This window comes from Chryseobacterium sp. DT-167, assembly GCF_058310155.1.
Window position 1 is genome coordinate 220,082 of sequence record NZ_JBZEEQ010000001.1, and the last position, 19,945, is coordinate 240,026.

At 37.1% G+C, this 19,945-nt stretch carries 9 protein-coding genes; 6 read left to right on the forward strand and 3 right to left on the reverse strand.

Features of this window, described 5'->3' with window-relative positions; all coding sequences use genetic code 11:
• Window positions 1-203: 203 nt before the first annotated feature.
• Window positions 204-896 (forward strand): DUF6261 family protein, encoded by a 693-nt coding sequence (locus AC4FQ5_RS00990; protein WP_491140632.1) that lies wholly within the window; start codon window positions 204-206, stop codon window positions 894-896.
• Between the two features lie 37 nt (window positions 897-933).
• Here the strand turns inward: AC4FQ5_RS00990 and AC4FQ5_RS00995 are convergent, their stop codons facing one another.
• A complete protein-coding gene (locus tag AC4FQ5_RS00995) occupies window positions 934-2,160 on the reverse strand; it encodes an aminotransferase class I/II-fold pyridoxal phosphate-dependent enzyme (protein WP_491140633.1) in 1,227 nt (408 codons plus the stop codon).
• Window positions 2,161-2,306: 146 nt separating this feature from the next.
• Between AC4FQ5_RS00995 and AC4FQ5_RS01000 the strand changes: the two genes are divergently transcribed.
• Window positions 2,307-2,765, forward strand: a complete 459-nt coding sequence (locus tag AC4FQ5_RS01000) for an Lrp/AsnC family transcriptional regulator (protein WP_491140634.1) — start codon at window positions 2,307-2,309, stop codon at window positions 2,763-2,765.
• Window positions 2,766-2,771: 6 nt separating this feature from the next.
• On the opposite strand, the gene AC4FQ5_RS01005 is transcribed toward AC4FQ5_RS01000, so the two are convergent.
• Both AC4FQ5_RS01005 and AC4FQ5_RS01010 read right to left on the reverse strand, forming a co-directional pair.
• Window positions 2,772-3,797: a bestrophin family protein gene (locus AC4FQ5_RS01005; protein ID WP_491140635.1), complete on the reverse strand. Its 1,026-nt coding sequence runs from the start codon at window positions 3,795-3,797 to the stop codon at window positions 2,772-2,774.
• 79 nt (window positions 3,798-3,876) lie between these two features.
• A complete protein-coding gene (locus tag AC4FQ5_RS01010) occupies window positions 3,877-5,949 on the reverse strand; it encodes an alpha-ketoacid dehydrogenase subunit alpha/beta (protein ID WP_491140636.1) in 2,073 nt (690 codons plus the stop codon).
• Window positions 5,950-6,203: 254 nt separating this feature from the next.
• Here AC4FQ5_RS01010 and dnaE point away from each other — a divergent pair, with 254 nt between their 5' ends.
• From dnaE to AC4FQ5_RS01030, 4 genes are all read left to right on the forward strand, one after another.
• Window positions 6,204-10,871, forward strand: coding sequence for a DNA polymerase III subunit alpha (dnaE, locus tag AC4FQ5_RS01015; protein WP_491140637.1), 4,668 nt, complete (start codon window positions 6,204-6,206; stop codon window positions 10,869-10,871).
• Window positions 10,872-11,167: 296 nt separating this feature from the next.
• Complete coding sequence (locus AC4FQ5_RS01020; protein ID WP_491140638.1) at window positions 11,168-14,056, forward strand: T9SS type A sorting domain-containing protein; 2,889 nt, start codon at window positions 11,168-11,170, stop codon at window positions 14,054-14,056.
• Window positions 14,057-14,355: 299 nt separating this feature from the next.
• A complete protein-coding gene (locus AC4FQ5_RS01025) occupies window positions 14,356-17,004 on the forward strand; it encodes a fibronectin type III domain-containing protein (protein WP_491140639.1) in 2,649 nt (882 codons plus the stop codon).
• A gap of 201 nt (window positions 17,005-17,205) precedes the next feature.
• Window positions 17,206-19,827, forward strand: a complete 2,622-nt coding sequence (locus AC4FQ5_RS01030) for a GEVED domain-containing protein (RefSeq protein WP_491140640.1) — start codon at window positions 17,206-17,208, stop codon at window positions 19,825-19,827.
• Window positions 19,828-19,945: the final 118 nt, after the last annotated feature.

Genomic DNA, 19,945 nt, shown 5'->3' on the forward strand with positions numbered 1-19,945 from the left:
TTTAAAACAACTCTGTTTGTAACTTCCGGAGTGCTACTGAAGTTTCCTACAAGTTGCGGGAAACCTCCGGAGAACTTCTTTGGTTTAAAACAACATTGTTTTTGACTTCCGTAGCATTCCGTTGATTTAAAATAAAACTGTTTGCTACCACAGAAGTTTTTTTTATATTTGATTTCTAATTTATTAATTAAAAACGCAAACAGATGAAAATTGCACTCACAAAGTTGAGCACTAAAGACCTTGCAACTTTGGCTCAGAGAATTATTATCAACATTCAGTCAGGAAAATATCCTGTGATTTCCAACCATCCTCTTACCGCAACTTTGCAGACTTCCTACAACGAGTACGATCTCGTCTATACCAAGCAGATCTACAGCGGAAAAGGAAATGATGTTGCCGCGGCAGATCACGACAGAGATGTCGCTTACAGCAATCTGAAAGCATTTCTGAACGGTTACCAAAAGATTCAGTCAGCACCCAATTATCAGTCGGCGGAAGATATGTTTGGGATATTTAAGACTTTCGGATTGAATCTCGACCGCTTAAGCTATTCTTCACAGACAGCTCAGATGAAAAAGCTGATCGAAGAACTGGAGATCCCTGAAAATATGCAGAAAATAAGCACTCTTTCTTTGGATGCAGCATTTACGGAAATGAAAACCAAACATGAAGCTTTTGAAACATTGTTTGCAGATCAGGCAGAAGCCAATGCAGACCTCCGAAACATGACAAGCGCAAGTGCCATTCGCAAGGATCTGGAGAAAAACCTGAAATCGTACATCAGTCTATTAACTGCAATGAAAGACGTTCCGGATTGGGAGCTTCTCTACAGCGATACCAATGAGCTGGTAAAGGCTGCGAAAAATTCGATAGTGGAAAAGAAGAAAGAATTATAACTTAAAATGCTGTTGAATTTCAACAGCATTTTTTTGATCAGGATGTAAAAATAGTTTCATGGTGCAGAACGCCTGTTTTGATCATGCATTCTTTCATTTTTTGATAGGTTCGCTCGATGTCATGGTCGAGTCCTATTGAAAATCGGATGAGTCCGTCAGAAATTCCCATTTCTTCCCGTTCTTCTTCGGGTATTTCAGATGAGGTTGAGCTTCCTGAGCAGGAGAATAATGTTTTGTAAAATCCTAAGCTTACCGCAAGATATCCGAGATTTTCCTGCTGCATCATTTCCATGAGTTCGTTGGCTTTTTCGGTTGTTCCGGCATCAAGCGTGAGAAGTCCGCCAAAACCATATTCTTTCTGCATCATGCTTTTCATTAGGTCATGATTTTTATGGGACTTCAAGCCGGGATATGAAACTTTTAAACCATCGTTTTCAAATCTTTCAGCCAGATACATCGCATTGTGGCTGTGCTGTTTCATCCGGATGTGAAGGGTTCTCAGGTTTTTTAGAATACTTGCAGACCTGAAGCTGTCCATCGTAGGACCAAGAAGCATACAGGCGCCGTTGTTTACATTTTTGGTATCATTGATAAATTCCTGCGTACCACAATAAACTCCGCCAACCGTATCACTGCTACCATTAATAAATTTAGTTAAACTGTGAATGACAATATCAGCACCTAAAAGCGTGGGTGATATGGAAAGCGGAGAAAAAGTATTGTCTACGATAAGTTTTAAGTTATGTTTTTTACAGATTGCCGAAAGTTTTCTCAGATCTGCAACTTCCAGAAGCGGATTGCTTACACTTTCACAATAGATAATTTTAGTATTCGGCTGGATCGCATTTTCTATCAATTCAAAGTTATTAATATCTACAAAGCTTGTTTCAATATTAAAAGGTGGAAGAAAGTTTTTAAGAAAAGCATATGTTCCACCATAAATCGTTCTGCTTGAGATGATGTGATCACCGCTTTTACAGATCTGCATCAGAACAGAAGTGATGGCTCCCATACCTGAAGCCGTCACATTGGCAGTTTCTGTGTTTTCCATTTTTGCCAATGCCTGAGAAAGGTAGAGATTCATCGGTGAAGAATGTCTTGAATAGAGATAACAGCCGTCTGCATTGCCTTCAAAAGTATCAAACATGGTTTTTGCAGAAAGAAAAGTGTATGTGGAACTGTCAGAAATCGACGGGTTTACTCCCCCGAATTCTCCGAAATATTGTAAATCCTGAATTTCGTTTGCTGCATTAAAATGATCCATATTTTTTTTGTTTTAAAAATGAATCTTTTTATATTTTGTTACAATAAATTTCTTCTATCTTAGACAATAAATCTATTAAAATCGATTTTGACCGATAAAAAGTTTATTATATTTGAATTTTGTAATTTTTAACCAATGATATTTCTATGCAATTTGACGAAACCGACAAAAAACTCCTCCTTTTTCTACAGCAAGACTGCAAACAAACCACCAAAGAGTTGTCTTATAAGCTAGGCTTGTCGATTACTGCTGTTTACGAACGTATCAGAAAGCTTGAAAACAACGGTGTGATTTCAAAATATGTAGCAATTTTAGACAAAACAAAAATTGATAAAAATTTTATCATTCTGTGTCATGTAAAACTGACTCAGCATAAAAAAGAATATGTGCTGAGATTTGAAAAAGAAGTAATGACGTTAAATGAAGTTACAGAATGTTTTCACGTAAGCGGAGATTACGATTATATTCTCAAAATCTGTGTAAAAGACATGGAAGATTACCGTAATTTTATGCTTACAAAACTCACGACCATTCAGCATATTGCAAGTACACAAAGTTCTTTTACAATTTCTGAAGTGAAAAATACTACTGAACTGGTGCTATAATTTTATTTAAACCAAAACACCATTTTTTGAAGCAATCGGTTCCGGAAGATCATCATTTTCACCGATCATCTGTAGAAGATCAATCTCGATCGTTCTGCAGATAGAAAGCATCGGAACGTCAAACATCAATCCCGCAAAAGGATTTTCGGAGTAATCGCCGACCAGTTCCATGATAATATAAATCCATCCGACGATGACACAAAACGGGATGCAGGTCCAGATTCCCCAATCTCCCAGTTTGCTGAATTCGCTTACCAGACCCAGCGGTAAAAGGATGATGAAAATAACAATAAAAATAAATCCTGAATTGGCAAACTGTCTTGGCGAAGGGAATTTTTTAATTCTTTCAGCCTGCCCCTGATAATCATAAAAATCATTGAGGCTATTCTGAAGCTGCATATGGTCAAAGTCTGTAATGACTTTTTTATTTTTTAGATAGTTTAAATCTTTTGCCTGCTTTGAGTTGAGGAATGTTGCAAAATTTTTGTAATCTTCCTGTACTTCCAATTCCTGCTCTGAAAGGTATTTCTGCTGGAAAAGATGGGTTCTTACATAATCCGGGAAACCAGCTTTGATAAGACGGTTTCTTTTGGTGTTGATCTCTCCGAAATGCCTTTCAAGGCTCATATGTTCCCATTCGGCAGGGATGAGAAGTTGTTCTCTTAAGGTATAAAGCCATGCAATATGACGATAAACAAGCTGCTTTTTAAAATCTTTGATATAGTGCATTTCGCCTTTCCCCGTATCAAAGGCATACAGCATTGAAGTAAATGACCGGCTCGAATTTACAATGGCTCCCCAGATTTTTCTGGCTTCCCAGAGCCTGTCATATGCCTGATTGCTTTTGAAACCGACAAAGAAAGCAACTGCTGTACCTACCAAAGTCAACGGAATCAACGGAATCGTCATCCATTGCCACTCAAAAAAGTAATAGATTGCAGCAACGAATGTACTCCATGCAGTAAGCCAGATAAGGTGCATCCCGGCAAGATTAGCAATTTGTTTGTAATTAAAATATTTTGTTGTGATCATTTAAAAAGTAATTAATAAAACCAAGTTAACAAAAACCGTACAAAAAAACCTCTAAAGGCTATTTAGAGGTTTTATTTTTTTAATATTTCAACATTTCGTCGATTTTCTTCGAAAGCTTTTCAGCGTTTGGAAGCATTTCTTTTTCCAGAATTAAATTAATCGGAACAGCGGGAGTGTCAAGCGATCCCATCGTTTCTACAGGAGCGTCCAGATATTTAAAGCAGTTTTTAGAAATACGGTGTGCAAAAGCTTCAGCAAATGAATTATTTAGTTGTTCTTCTGTAAGAACGATACATTTTCCGTGAGCTTTTACTCTTTCAAAAACCAATTCTTCATCCAAAGGAATGATGGTTCTCAAATCGATTACTTCTACTTTACCGCCGAAGTTTTTCACGGCTTCTTTTGCCCAGTAAACACCCATTCCGTAAGTGATTACGACAACAGTATTTCCTTTTTTAATTTCATTTTCGTCAGCTTCGATGATCACTTTTCCTTTTCCGAAAGGTAAAATATAATCTTCAGCAGGTTCGATGGTTTTTGCATCTTCAGTTCCCGGAACTTTGCTCCAGTAAAGACCTTTATGTTCAAGCATGATCACAGGATTCGGATCATAATAAGCCGCTTTTAACAGACCTTTAAAGTCGGCTGCATTGCTTGGATAAGCGATTTTAATCCCCTTTATATTGGCTAAAATACTTTCAACGCTTCCACTATGATAAGGTCCGCCGCCACCATAAGCTCCGATCGGGACTCTTATAATATTGCTTACAGGGAATTTTCCGTTGCTTAAATAATTTGACTTTGAAATCTCCGTAATCAACTGATTGATTCCCGGATAAATATAATCAGCAAACTGTACCTCAACAATTGGTTTTAAACCAACAGCACTCATTCCCGTGGTTGAACCAATAATATAAGCTTCCTGAATTGCCGTATTAAAAACTCTTTTGCTCCCGAATTTTTTTCCTAAAGTCACCGTCTCCCGGAAAACTCCGCCAATTCTTTCGCCAACATCCTGTCCGTACAACAAAGCTTCGGGATGTTTCCACATAATCTCCTGGATTGCGTGAATGGCTGCGTCAACCATTACTATTTTTTCTCCACCCTCCGGTTCACGGGTTCCCACCTCTTCTGTAATCGGAGTCGGTGCAAAAATATGTTGCATCACCGTTTCAGGCTTTGGATCTTCAGCTTTTTGAGCCCTTTCGAAGGCTTCTTCGGCTTCTAATCTTGCCTTTTTGGTGATTTGCTTTAATAATTCTTCGTCTGTACCAGATTCCAGCAATTGATTTCTAAGGATTTCTCCCGGATCTTTTGCTCTGTGTTTGGATAAATCTTCTTCATCTCTATAGAATTCTCTTCTCACTCCGGAAGTATGGTGGCCAATCAAAACTGTTTTTGCGCAAACTACTAAAGGTTTTCTTTCAGTTCTCACAAAATCTACCGCTTTTTTCATCACTTCAAAACTTTCAGCGAAGTCAGTTCCGTCAACTCTCATTCTTCCCAAACCTTCAAATCCGGCTACAAAATCGTAAGCGTCACAAGTTCTTGCTTCTTCTTTGGTTACAGAGATTCCCCATTCATTATCCTGAACAAGGAAAATGATTGGAAGCTGATGTAAAGCCGCAAATTGCAAAGCTTCACTCACTTCACCTTCAGTCACAGAATTGTCGCCCAGGCTGCAGATGACCACAGGATTGTTTTTAAATTGCTCTAAATTAAAATCCTGAATATATTTGATTCCCTGTGCAACTCCGGTGGTAGGAATGGTCTGCATTCCCGTTGCTGAACTTTGGTGAATGATCTTCGGCATATTTTCGTTTCTGCTCGAAGGGTGAGAATAATACGATCTTCCGCCCGAAAAAGGATCATCAGCTTTTGCCAGTAGCTGAAGCATTAACTGATAAGGTTCAAAACCAATTCCTAATAAAATACTTTCGTCTCTGTAATATGGAGAAATCCAGTCTTCTTTTTTTAGCTGATAAGCAGTTGCCAGCTGAATGGCTTCGTGCCCTCTCGAAGTACTGTGTACATATTTACAGATATTTCTGTTTTCTTCATAAATATCTGCCATTGCTTTCGCAAGCATCATGTGATTGTAAGCCTTAAGTAAAATATCCTGAGAAACTTTTTCGTGAAGTGTATTTTCCATAGAAAGCAAAGATAAACATATTTTGGATTTTGAAAAATAATTACCTAACAATTGATAGGGAAGATTATTTTCAGTAACAAAGTTTGAACGAAGTTGGTATGAAGTCTACTTTTTTCCAATACTTTTTTCTGAAACAGTATTTAATACAACCCTTCCAGCGTTTTAAACGCTGGAAGGGTTACCCAAAATTGCTATAAAAACCAAAAAATACATTAACTTTACATTCTTTTTTAAATAAAAGTCAGAGATAATTTATGTATTTAGTTTTTGACACAGAAACCACAGGTTTACCGAAAAATTTCAACGCACCGCTTTCAGATTCAGACAACTGGCCAAGAATGGTTCAGATTGCATGGCAACTGCATGATGATGATGGTGTCTTGCTTGAAAACCAGGATTATATAATTAAGCCGGAAGGTTATGATATACCATTCAACGCCGCAAGAATTCACGGAATTACTACAAAAATAGCCAACGAAGAGGGGCGTGATCTTCAGGAAATTTTAGAGGAATTTGCTGAAGTTCTCAAAAGAGTACGAGTTGTCTCCGGGCACAATGTTGAGTTCGATTACAACATTGTCGGTGCAGAATTTTTCAGGAAAAACATCAAAGATAATCTTCAGGAAAAGCCGAAAGCAGATACCATGATTCTGGGAACAGATTATTGTCAGCTCGGAGGTGGAAGAGGAGGGAAATACAAATCTCCGAAACTGGAAGAATTGTATGAAAAATTGTACGGTCACAAGTTTGATGAAGCGCACAACGCTGCAGCCGACGTGAATGCCACGGCTCAGGTTTTTTTTGAAATGATGCGTATCGGAATTATTCCTGCTGAGGTTTTGAAAACTTCTGAGGATCAATTGGCGTATTTTAAAACGCTTCATCCCAATCCGATCAAACCTTTTGAGATCGTTATCAGAAGGCAGGTTGCAGATTTTAATAACAAGAAAAAACAATCTGATGTAGGAAGCATTGATGATATTGATCTAGGACGATACTTCAATTTCGACAATAAAAGTGTTTTTTCAACGTTGACGGCAACTTCCAGCATTAATGATTTAATTAAAAAAGCTGCCGAAGAAAATTTCCCTGCCGTCGGAATGGTTGATCTCGGAAATATGATGGGGGCCTTCAAATTTGTTTCTGCTGTAGAATCTGCCAATTCTGACCGTTCAAAAAAACACAAAGAATATTTAGCAAAAAAACAGGAAGCGGAAGAAAACGGAACGGAATTTAACGAGACCGAACCTGTTTCAGAACCTTTGATTCCTGTCGTGGGCTGTGAATTTTTTATTTCAGACCGTTACGAGCAAAAGCAATTTACAAAAGATGATCCGGACAGAAGAACGCAGGTCGTTTTGCTGGCGAAGGATTTTAACGGATATAAAAATTTAGCAAAACTTTCAAGTATCGGGTTTTTAAAAGGATTCTATTTCGGAGTTCCGAGGATCAGCCGTGAATTGATTGCTGAATATAAAGAAGGATTGATTGCTCTTACCTCCGGTATCAACGGAGATATTCCCGATGCGATCTTAAATACAGGAGAACAGAAAGGAGAGGAACTTTTCAGATGGTGGAAAGATACTTTTGAAGATGATTTTTATGTTCAGATTCAGAATCATAAACTTCCAGAAGAAGAGCATTTAAATGATGTACTCTTACATTTTGCAGATAAATATCAAGTTAAAATTTTAGCACAAAACCAAACTTATTACACCGATAAAGACGATTCTAATATTCAGGATATTGTAAGCTGCATCAAAGATGGTGAGAAGCTGACAACACCTGTGGGGAAAGGTTTTGGTAAGAGAAGGGGATTGGCAACAGGAGAATATTATATTAAAAATTCGCATGAGATCAAGGAAGCTTTTCTGAATTATCCTGATGCTTTTGATGCCTATGAAGAATTTACGGCAAAATTCAGTCCTTACACTTTAAAAAGAGATGTACTGCTTCCGAAATTTGAAATACCGGAAGAATTTATTTGTGAAGAGGATGAGATTGATGGCGGAAAGCGCGGTGAAATGGCTTATTTGACACACCTGACGTATGAAGGTGCGAAAAAGAGGTATGTTGAAACCGGAATTACCCCGGAAATCAAAGAACGTCTTGATTTTGAACTTGAAGTTGTCGCTAATACAGGTTATCCCGGTTACTTTCTGATTGTACAGGATTTTTGTAATGAAGCCCGTAAAATGGGAGTCTGGGTGGGTCCCGGTCGTGGTTCTGCAGCTGGTTCAGCGGTTGCCTATTGCACCGGAATTACCAATGTTGATCCCATTAAATATGATCTCCTTTTTGAGAGATTTCTAAACCCGGAAAGGATTTCGATGCCCGATATTGATATTGATTTTGATGATGAAGGTCGTGATAAAATCATCAAATGGGTGGTTGAAAAATACGGTAAAAATCAGGTAGCTCAGATTATTACTTATTCGGTTTTAGGTGGGAAATCTGCGATTAAAGATGCGGGAAGAGTTTTGGATTTGCCAATTCCCGATACCAACAATATTGCAAAATTGATTCCGCCAAGTCCGGGAATGAATATTGCGAAAGCTTTAGCAAAATATGATAAGCTGAAACCTGAAGATCAGATGTTGGTCGACGAGATGAAGTTTGTTTTGGGTAATCCCGATGATCCTCGGCATGATGTTTTGGGAAGTGCCAAAAAGATGGAAGGCTGTATCAGAAATACAGGGATTCACGCTTGTGGAGTAATTATCACGCCTGAAGATGTGAGTAATCTGGTTCCTGTGACGATTGCGGCTAAAGATGCAGATATTTTAGTTTCTCAGTTCGACAACTCGGTTGCGGAAAGTGCGGGGCTGTTGAAGATGGACTTTTTGGGACTTAGAACATTGACGATCATCAAAGACGCTTTAAAATTAATTAAACAAAGACATCATATAGATATCGATCCGGATACAATCCCTTTGGATGATGCAAAAACATATCAGTTATTTAAGGAAGGAAGAACGGTCGGAATTTTCCAGTATGAAAGTCCGGGAATGCAGAAATATATGCGAGAACTGAAACCAACGGTTTTTGCCGATCTTATTGCGATGAATGCATTGTATCGTCCCGGTCCGATCAAATATATTCCAAACTTTATCAACAGAAAGCACGGAATTGAAGAAATCGTTTACGATTTACCCGAAACTGAGGAATACTTAAAAGAAACCTACGGAATTACTGTTTACCAGGAGCAGGTAATGCTTTTATCTCAAAAATTAGCCAATTTCACGAAAGGTGAAGCCGATACGCTGAGAAAGGCGATGGGTAAAAAGCAGATTGAGGTTTTGAATAAAATGTATCCAAAGTTTATTGAAGGCGGAAGAAAAAATAATCTGGATGAAGGACCTTTAGAAAAAATATGGAACGACTGGAAAGCCTTTGCAGAATATGCTTTCAACAAATCTCACTCCACCTGTTATGCTTTAATTGCTTATCAGACTGCATATTTAAAGGCGAATTATCCTGCAGAATATATGGCGAGTGTGATGAGTAATAACATTAACAACACCGACTCGATCACAATGTTTATGGAGGATTGTAAAAGTATTGGTGTAGATGTTTTAGGACCCGATGTGAACGAATCTCAGTATAAATTTTCGGTAAATGAAAAAGGTCAGATCCGTTTTGGGTTGGGAGCAATTAAAGGAATCGGGGAAGGACCGAGTGAAGCTATTACGAAAGAAAGATTAAACGGAAGATTTAAAAATATTTATGATTTTTTTGAAAGAATCTTACCTTCCCAAATGAATAAGAGAGTTGCTGAAAGTTTGGTTCTGGCAGGAGCTTTTGATGAATTTAATATGTATCACAGAGGTCAGTATTTTGATATTGATATGGCAGGAAGAACGAATCTTGAACGACTCATCAGATACGGACAGAGTTTTCAGGAAAGTAAAAATGAGATGGAAAATTCTCTTTTCGCAGACTTTGCCGAAGAGGTTCAGATCGAGCAGCCAAAATTAGCACCTTGCCCGGAATGGCCGAATATGCATAAATTAAACAAAGAAAAAGAAATCATCGGTTTCTATCTTTCTGCGCATCCTTTGGATGAATTCAAATATCATTATCAGTTTATGCAGGGTAAACTGTCAAAAAAAGCGGTATTGGAAAAAGAAGATGAGGTAAAAGTAGTGATTGATGAGGCTCCGATTCTGGAAGTTGATGACAAAGATGAAACGGCAGATATTACAGAAATCGTTTCTGACGATATTGTCGCCGGAGAAGAGGAAATTATTGAAGAAGCTGTTAAAAAAGCTGAGCCAAAAGGTAATTTCGGGTTTTTAAATCTTGATGAAGTTGATGCTTATAAAGAGCAGGCTTTTGCGAATAAACCTGCAGAACTGTTTGAAGAAAAAAAGAAAGACTGGAAAACCCTTCAGAAAGAAAGAGAAAATGGGGGTGGCGGAAAAGAATTTACCGTTGCCGGTCTGATTACTGAATATGTGGTAAAAGATGGTTTTAAAAGTGGAGAGAAAGTGGCATTTTTAACCTTAGAAGATTACTCAGGATCATACTCTTTCCGATTGGGCGACCGTGATTATATGAGATTAAAAGAAAAACTGGAAGTACAGCGTTTCGTTATTTTAAAAATAAAATTTGCACAGGTGAAAGATGGTCGGGTTTTCGTAAATGTTGTCGACGTTATCGAACTTCAGGAAGCATTTGAAAAGTTTGCAAAAAGTATTTCTTTGGTAATGGATATTATGGATTTCAGAAAAGAAGACCTTGAGTTTTTCAGAAATGTACTTGATCAGAATAAAGGTGATCAGAAGTTTAAATTTTTCATTAAAAACCCTGAAGAAGATTCTCATATTGAATTACAATCGATGAAGTATTCTGTTGATTTAAACGGTGATTTGATTAAAGAAATTCAGTTATTGAATAAATATGAGTTTTATCTCAATTGATTGTTGACTAAAATTCTTCAAAAAGCGACTTTTTTAGTCGCTTTTTTTGTTTATAATGATAATAAATTACAATCTTACATGGATAAATCCATTGTTGTTGATTTTTTTTGTATCAAATTAATGTGTTGGAAATCAATATATTGTAAATTTAATTCTAGTAAGTAATTAAATGGATGTTTAAATTATATTTAATTGTTTTTTAGTATTTATGTGTTTTAGATAAAAAATTAGGATAATTTTTGATAGATATTTCAAATATTTAGTAATTTAACTCCCTAATTTTAATTGAACTAAGTATGAAAAAATTAAATCTATTCTTTCTACTTTTAATGAGTTTATTAACTTATCAAAAGTATTGGGGACAAGCCTACACTGTTCCGGTTTGTAACGGAACAATTGGGACGAACAGCTATGGAGCGCCAAATAGTAATGCGACATTAAATTCTAAGAGTCGTGGAGCTTTTATTATTCCGGCATCACAATTAACGGCTATAGCTAATAATTCAATTACATCAACGTATTTGAAAAGGTATACTGCATCAGGAACCCTAAATGCTGATGCTAATTTCAAAATCTATTTGATGAATACCACTGCTACTGATTTTGGGTCAGGAGCGTTAGATTGGGCTACTGCAATTACCGGGGCAACATTGGTGTATGATTCTAATCCTCAAACTGCTGTAGGAAACTCTGCTGGTTTTAAACAATTTGTTCATTCGGTCAACTTTCCTTATACCTCAGGAAGTAATCTTGCCGTATTTACAGAATACAGCCAAACTACAGCGCAAGCTGCAACAATTAACTGGGAATATGAATATTCTTCCCCATGTGTAAATACAAGTAATAGCAATACAACAAAATATGTAACAACAACTTCAGCGTTTGGAGCTACTCTTACTTCATCAGATTACAGAAGACCTCATATTGCATTTGATGTGCCTCCGACCTCCGCTCCGAGTTGTACTACGCTGACTTTCCCTACTGCAGGAGCGATAAACGTTCCTTACTCTCCGACTTTGACATGGAATGCAGTTTCAGGGGCTGGTGCAGCATCAAGCTATAAATTAAGAATTGGAACAACTCCGGGTGGAGCTGATATTGTTGCTAATACTAATATTGGTAATGTAACTTCGTATGCTCTTTCAAATCTTACGGCTTCTACAACATATTATGTAACAATTACTCCTGTCAATATACTTGGTGAAGCTTCAGGGTGTACGGAAACTTCATTTACTGTAGCAGGTCCTCCTGTTAATGATAATTGTGCTAATGCTACTACCTTAACTGTGAATTCAGATATGAATTGTGGGGTAACTACAGCAGGAAATACTTTAGGGGCAACTAATTCGGGGATTACTATGGTGTCTCCGTGTAGTACAACGGCTGTTGGTGATGATGATGTTTGGTATTCCTTTGTAGCTACATCTGCAACACATGTTGTTACCTTGACAAATGTTGTTTCTACAGGAACTACAAGTACTACAGATGCATATTTTCAAGTATTAAGTGGTGCTTGCGGTTCTCAGGCTAGTGTACTTTGTTCAGATCCAAATGCTGCACTGGTAACGGGTTTAACTGCTGGGCAGACTTATTATATAAGAGTGTTTACATTTGGTGAATCTAACGCAGGAGGTAGAAATATTAGCTTTAATATTTGTGTAGGAACACCGCCGCCGCCGCCAGCAAATGATAATTGTTCAGGTGCGACATCTTTAACAGTAAGTACCGGATCTTTATGTGCTAATCCTGTAGCCGGAACTACTTTATCTGCTACGGATTCTGGCATTGCTGTTTCTCCATGTACAGGAACGGCAGATGATGATGTTTGGTATTCATTTGTAGCTACCTCTGCAACGCATACTGTGGCTTTGACAAATGTTGTATCTGTAGGAGTTACTTCCTCAACGTCACTATACCTACAGGTTTTAGGTGGTACTTGCGGGTCATTAACAAGTATTATTTGTGATACATCTTCTGCTACACCCGCACAGCTTACAGGTTTAACGGTTGGTAATACTTACTATATAAGAGTTTATAATAGTAATGGAGCGGGTTATGCCAATTCGTTTAATATTTGTGTTACTACTCCAGTTGCGCCGGCAAATGATAACTGTGCAAATGCTGTTACATTGACTGTGAATCCTGATCTTTTATGTGGTGTTACAACTGCCGGAACTACATCTAGTGCAACGAATTCATCTGTTGCGGTTTCTCCTTGTACAGGAACGGCAGATGATGATGTTTGGTACTCTTTTGTAGCAACAAATGCATCGCATATTATTGCTTTATCAAATGTAATTTCTACGGGAAGTACATCTTCTACAAGTTTATATACTCAAGTATTTAGTGGAGCGTGTGGAACATTAACAAGTGTTGTTTGTGGTACCTCAACCTCTACAACTGCTACTGGTTTAACATTAGGGCAAACTTATTATGTGAGAGTCTATAACAGTAATGGTGCAGGATATAGCAATAGTTTTAATATCTGTGTAGGAACACCACCACCACCGCCAGCAAATGATAATTGTTCAGGTGCAATTGGTTTAACTCCAGGAGCAACTTTCGTTCAGAATGCTATAACAGGAACAACAGTGAGTTCTGCTAATACACCAGCTTTAACAGCAAGTTGTTTAGCTACACCAACAAATGTTGGAGGAAATGTATGGTATAGTGTAATTGTGCCTGCTTCAGGTAATTTAACAATTGAAACAGATGCAGTTACAGGTTCGCCTTTATTAGATACGGTTGTATCTGTGTTTGCAGATTGTACATCAACCACATCTTTAGGTTGTAACGATGATGATGGAAATGGTAATTTTTCTAAATTGGTATTAACGGGTCAAACTCCAGGAGCTACCTTGTATATAAGTGTTTGGAGATTTTCAACTGCAATTGATGGTGCTTTTCAAATTTCAGCTTACGATGCGAGTTTATCGACATCAGAAGTGGTAAAAGTGAATGAAAAGATCAAAGTTTATCCAAATCCATTTGCTGATTTATTAAATATTTCAGATGTAGCTAATGTGAAATCAATTTTAGTAATGGATATTGCAGGAAGAATAGTGAAAACTATAGAAAAACCAAGTTCTACTCTTCAGTTAGGAGAATTGAAATCAGGAATGTACATAGTTGTTCTTAATATGAATGATGGTTCTAGACAAACTATAAAGGCAATTAAAAAATAATATTGCACTTTTAAATATTAATCAATAGCGGCTATTTATAGCCGCTATTTTTTTGAATTATTATAATTAGGCAATGTTTAAGGAAATTATTATTTTCTGGTATTTAATATGGTTAAGTAATTCTTGATTAAAATATATTAATTGTTCTTTGAAAAATTAGTTAAAAAAATCAAATGTTTGTTTGGAAATATTTAGTAGATTTTATTATTTGTTGAAATTTGTATAAAAATTTAAGATAATTTTCAATGTATATTACAAATATTTAGTAATTTCGCCCCCTAATTTTAATTTAACTAAGTATGAAGAAAATTTTACTAACGTACCTTTTATTTATAGGTGCATTTATCTCTGCTCAGGTCACCTTGGGATCTGGTACTACAAGTGGGGGAGTATCCACGTCAGTTGCTACTGTACCTTGGAGTACGTATTATGGCTACAGCTATACTCAGCAGATCTTGACAAAAACCGATATAAACGCAGATGCTGCAGGAAGTATAACGGGGCTCAAGTTTTATTTGGGAGCATCACAAGTAATTACTAACTCAAATGAAGTTGTAGTTTACGTAGGGTTAACAAACAAAACAAATTTCTCTTCCACAACCGACTGGATTCCTACAACTTCACTTACACAGGTTTTTAGTGGAGTAGCAACCAATAACGCAGGAGTTGTGGAAATTACTTTTTCAACACCATTTGCTTATGATAACGTAAATAATTTGGTAATTGCTGTAGATGAAAATAAATCTGGAGATGACGGCGGAGAACATTTTTACACGTATTCAAATGGATCTAATAAGACTTTGTATTATAGAAGCGACTCTACAAACCCTAATCCGGTATCAATTACACAAACTGGTACAAGATCTGCAACACAGTCTGTTGTTACTTTACTTGGTCTTACTCCTAGTCCTGTTCCTAGCTGCCCTTCAGTTACTTCGCCAGCTGCCGCTGCAACAGGTGTTTCTGTCACTCCGACAATAACTTGGGGAGTAATAGGTAATGCAACAGGTTATAAACTTTCGGTTGGTACAACAGCCGGAGGAACTGATGTAATAAATAGTCAAGATCTGGGTAATGTGACTAGCTTTGTTTTTTCGACGTCGCTTGAATATAATAAGCAATATTTTTATAAGGTAACTGCTTACAATGGAACTATTCCGTCAGTAAATTGCGTGGAAAGATCATTCACTACTGTAAATATACCATGTCCTGCTGTTTCTGCTCCTATAGCAAATGCAACAGACGTCCCATTGTCTCCTTCGATCACATGGGCTGCTATAAATGGAGCTACTGGTTATAAAATTAAAGTTGGAACAACAACAGGAGGTACAGATGTTGTAAATAATCAGGATGTTGGAAATGTACTGACGTATTCTTTTGCTACACCATTAAATTCATCTACTAAGTATTATTATACCGTAACTTCTTATAATGCTACAACTTCTTCTACAAGTTGTACAGAACGAAACTTTACTACAATTTGTACGGCGATTACAGCTCCATATGCAGAAAACTTTGATACTACTGCTGTAGGAACTTCTACAAATACCAATGCGCCTACTTGTTGGAGATATCTTGAGCCATCTGGATGGGCTGGATATGGATATGTGAGTACGACTGCTTTCACATCTGCACCTAATGGCTATTATATATATAGTGATGCTGCAAGTACAGGAGGCGGAATGTTAGTGTCTCCACAGACTACAAATTTGACAAACGGAAACAATAGAGTTCGTTTCTCTGCAAATGCTGGCGGAAGTTCATATACTATGGAAGTTGGAACTTTATCAGATCCTACTGATGCAAGTACGTTTGTTGCTATTGGTAGCCCAATAAATTTAACAACAACACTTACTCAATATACTGTAAATATTCCTGCAGGAACAAATCAGTATTTAGCTCTAAGACATGCAGGAGGTGGTACTTATAGATCTGTTCGTTTTGATGATATTAGTATTGAGCCGATTCCGGCTTGTTTAGAGCCAACAGCGGTTGTTGCGTCAGCTATTACTACTAATAGTGCTACTTTAGCTTGGACTGCACCTTCAACTGTACCTGCAAGTGGATATAATATTTATTATAGCACTACTAATACGGCTCCAACGGCTACAACAACACCAACATTAAGTGTTACAGCAACAACAACACCTCTGTCTCCACTTACTCCAGCAACAACTTATTATGTTTGGGTAAGATCAAATTGTGGTTCAAGTCAATCTCCTTGGACGACTATAGTAACATTTACAACTTTAGCACTACCACCAGCAAATGACAATTGTACAGCTCCTACATCAATAACTCCAGGTGCTGCATTTGCTCAAAATCCTGTAACCGGAACTACTATAGGTGCTACACTTACAAGTGATACTACAGCTACAACAGCTTGTCAAACAACAAGGTTTGCTGATACTTGGTATTCAGTAGTTGTACCTGCAAGTGGAAATATTACTATCGAAACTAAATCAGTAGTAGGATCTTCTGTTACAGATACAGTTTTAGGTGTTTATACGGGTTCTTGTGGCACTTTAACTTCTGTAGGTTGTGATGATGATAGTTCTACTGACGGAAACTTCTCACTTTTAAACTTAACAGCTGCAAATGGAATTACTCCAGGTCAAACTCTACTAATAGGTGTTTGGAATTATAGTTCTGCAAATAACGGTACTTTCCAAATTTCAGCTTATGATGCAAGTTTGTCAACTTCAGAAGCTGGTAAGATTAAGAATAACCTTACAGCCTATCCAAATCCATTTGCTGATGTATTAAACATCTCAGATGTGAAAAATGTAAAATCTGTATCGGTTATTGATATTGCTGGAAGATTGGTAAAAACTATAGAAAAACCAAGTTCAGCTCTTCAGTTAGGAGAATTGAAATCAGGAATGTATATGGTTGTTCTTAATATGAATGATGGTTCTAAGCAGACTATCAAAGCAATTAAGAAATAATATTTTCGAAATATTTTATTATAGAGGTAGTCATTTGGCTACCTCTTTTTTATGTACACACTAATGTAATTTAGATGTTTGTGATGTAATGTAATTTTAATATTATTTAATAGTATCCGTATAATAAAAATAATTTTATTTTGGTTATTCAATAGTTTTTTTATAAATTTCGTTATAAATTCAAAAAAAATATATATTTAAATGAAAAAAGCTTACTTTTTGGTGTTTGTCCTGTCTGTAATAGGCATTAGCGCACAAACCTACTGTACACCCGATTATACAAGTGGATGTAGTGGAGGTGATCAGATAGACGATTTTACAATTTCTACAGCAGGATTTAGTCATCTTGGTACGGGATGTTCTTCAGGAACTTACGGTGATTATTATGCAACACAGACTATTACTCTTGCTCCGACTGTCACTTATTCTTTTTCTGCAACGCATGCTTACGAAGGTCAGTATGTGAAAATTTGGGCAGATTTTAACAATGACGGTACTTTTGATGAATCAACAGAACTTATTGGTTCAGGATCAAGTGGTGCTACTATGACTACAAATGGTACAATTACTTTACCTTCGGCAGTTACAGCAGGTATTTACAGGCTCAGAGTTGCAGACCGTTGGAATACGGCACCAATACCTTGCGATACTAGTGGTTATGGAGAAGCGCATGATTATAAACTTATTGTGACTGCGCCGCCTACTTGTATTGCACCATCAGCTTTGACTACTTCAAATATAACTGCGACCAGTATCAGTCTCTCATGGACGGCGCCATCTACAGTACCTACATCCGGATATGATATTTTCTACAGCAATACGGGTGTTGTTCCAAATGCTGCTACTGTTCCAAATATGAATTCTTCTATACCGAGTGCTACAATAACTTCACTTACTCCGGGTAGTAATTATTGTGTCTGGGTACGGTCAAAATGTACGGCAACAGATGCGAGTGTATGGATCAGTACCTGCTTTGTAACTGCATGTGTTGCTGCAAACGTACCTTACTCGCTAAATTTTGAAAACACTACACCTCCGGCAATGCCGATTTGTACAGCTGTTACCAATGCCGGAGCAGGTAATAATTGGGTTATTGCTAATGATCCGGGAAATGGTTTTACTGATAATACGCTAACTTATTACTATAATTATCAGGAAGCAGCCAACTCGTGGTTTTTTACTCAGGGGATAAATTTGGTTGCCGGTACAACTTATAGAATAAAATATAAGTATGGTAATAACAGCGCCAGTTATTCTGAAAAAATGAAAGTTACTTACGGTAGCGCACCAACATCTGCTGCACAGACGAATGTTTTGCATGATTACACAAATATCATTGATGTTTTAAATCCTGTGACAGATTTTTATACATTTACTCCTGCATCAAGCGGTGTGTATTATTTTGGATTCAATGTTTATTCGGATGCAAATATGTTTAATTTGTATGTTGATGACATTCTTGTAGAGGTTAATCCGTCTTGTATTGAGCCAACTGGTTTGTCAGTAACAGCGGTTACAGCATTTACTGCCACAGCAAATTTTACTGCTACAACTCCTGCGCCATCTATTGGATACGAATATTATTTATCAACAACCAATACGCCTCCTACTTCAGCAACGGTTGCTACAGGAACTGCGAACAGTACAGCCATAAGTCTTACATCATTAGTTTCATCTACCACATATTATATGTGGGTACGCTCAGTATGTACTGCGACAGATAAAAGTGCATGGTCATCTGTTGCTACTTTCACAACCGAATCGTTCTGTCCGGTTGTTACAGGTCCTGCAGATGGTATTATCAATACGCCGCTAACTCCTACGATCAGCTGGACAGCTATGACGGGAGCTACAGGATACAGAATAACGGTAGGAACTACATCAGGAGGTTCGGATGTTCTGAATAATGTTGATCTAGGTAATGTTACTTCTTATACATTTAGTGCTCCTTTGGCAAATAATGTTGAGTATTTTTATATCATTAATGCTTATGGAGCAGGTGTTACCTCAACCTCTTGTTCTGTGAGAAGCTTCACTACAGCATGTGCGGCAATTACGCCAAATTATACAAATGACTTCACAAGTATTACTACTTCTTGTTGGGGGCAGGCTTCGGGAGGTTCTGTAAGTGGCGGATCAACCGGTAACAGCAGTAATTGGGAAGAAGACGGATTCCTTAATAATGGAACAACCGGAGCTGCTAAAATCAATTTATATTCTAACAATAAAACGGGTTGGTTGATTTCACCTACTTTCAATTTATCAGGAGCTTCTTATGATCTTAAATTTGATTATGGGATGACAATATGGAATACAACAAATGCTTCAACTCTTGGCTCTGACGATGTAATACAAGTTTTGATGTCAAATGACAACGGATCAACCTGGACGGCTATTCAAACATGGAATGCATCTACAGTGATCTCCAATACTTCTACTCAGTTTACATATACTGTAACTGGCGGAACCAATCAAATGAAATTTGCTATTTTCGCTACGGAAGGTGCAGTAGATGATCTGGAAGATAATGACTTCTTTGTTGATAATTTTGCAGTTACTCAGTCATCATTATCTACAGTAGAAAATTCTTTAACTCAAAACAGCATAAAAGCATATCCTAATCCATTCTCAGATGTTTTAAATATCTCAGATGTAAAGAATGTGAAATCAATTTCTGTGGTTGATATTGCGGGTAGAGTAGTTAAGACATTTGAGAAGCCAAGCTCTGATCTTCAATTACGAGAACTGAATTCAGGAATGTATTTGGTGGTACTTACCATGACTGATGGTTCCAAGCAGACAATTAAAGCAATTAAAAAATAAATACTTAAATAGCTTTTAAATTTAATAATGACGGTCTTTTGATCGTCATTATTGTTTTTGTAACTAATTATTCTTGAAAAATTAAAATCATAAATCGTTAGAATGTCATAAATTCGTA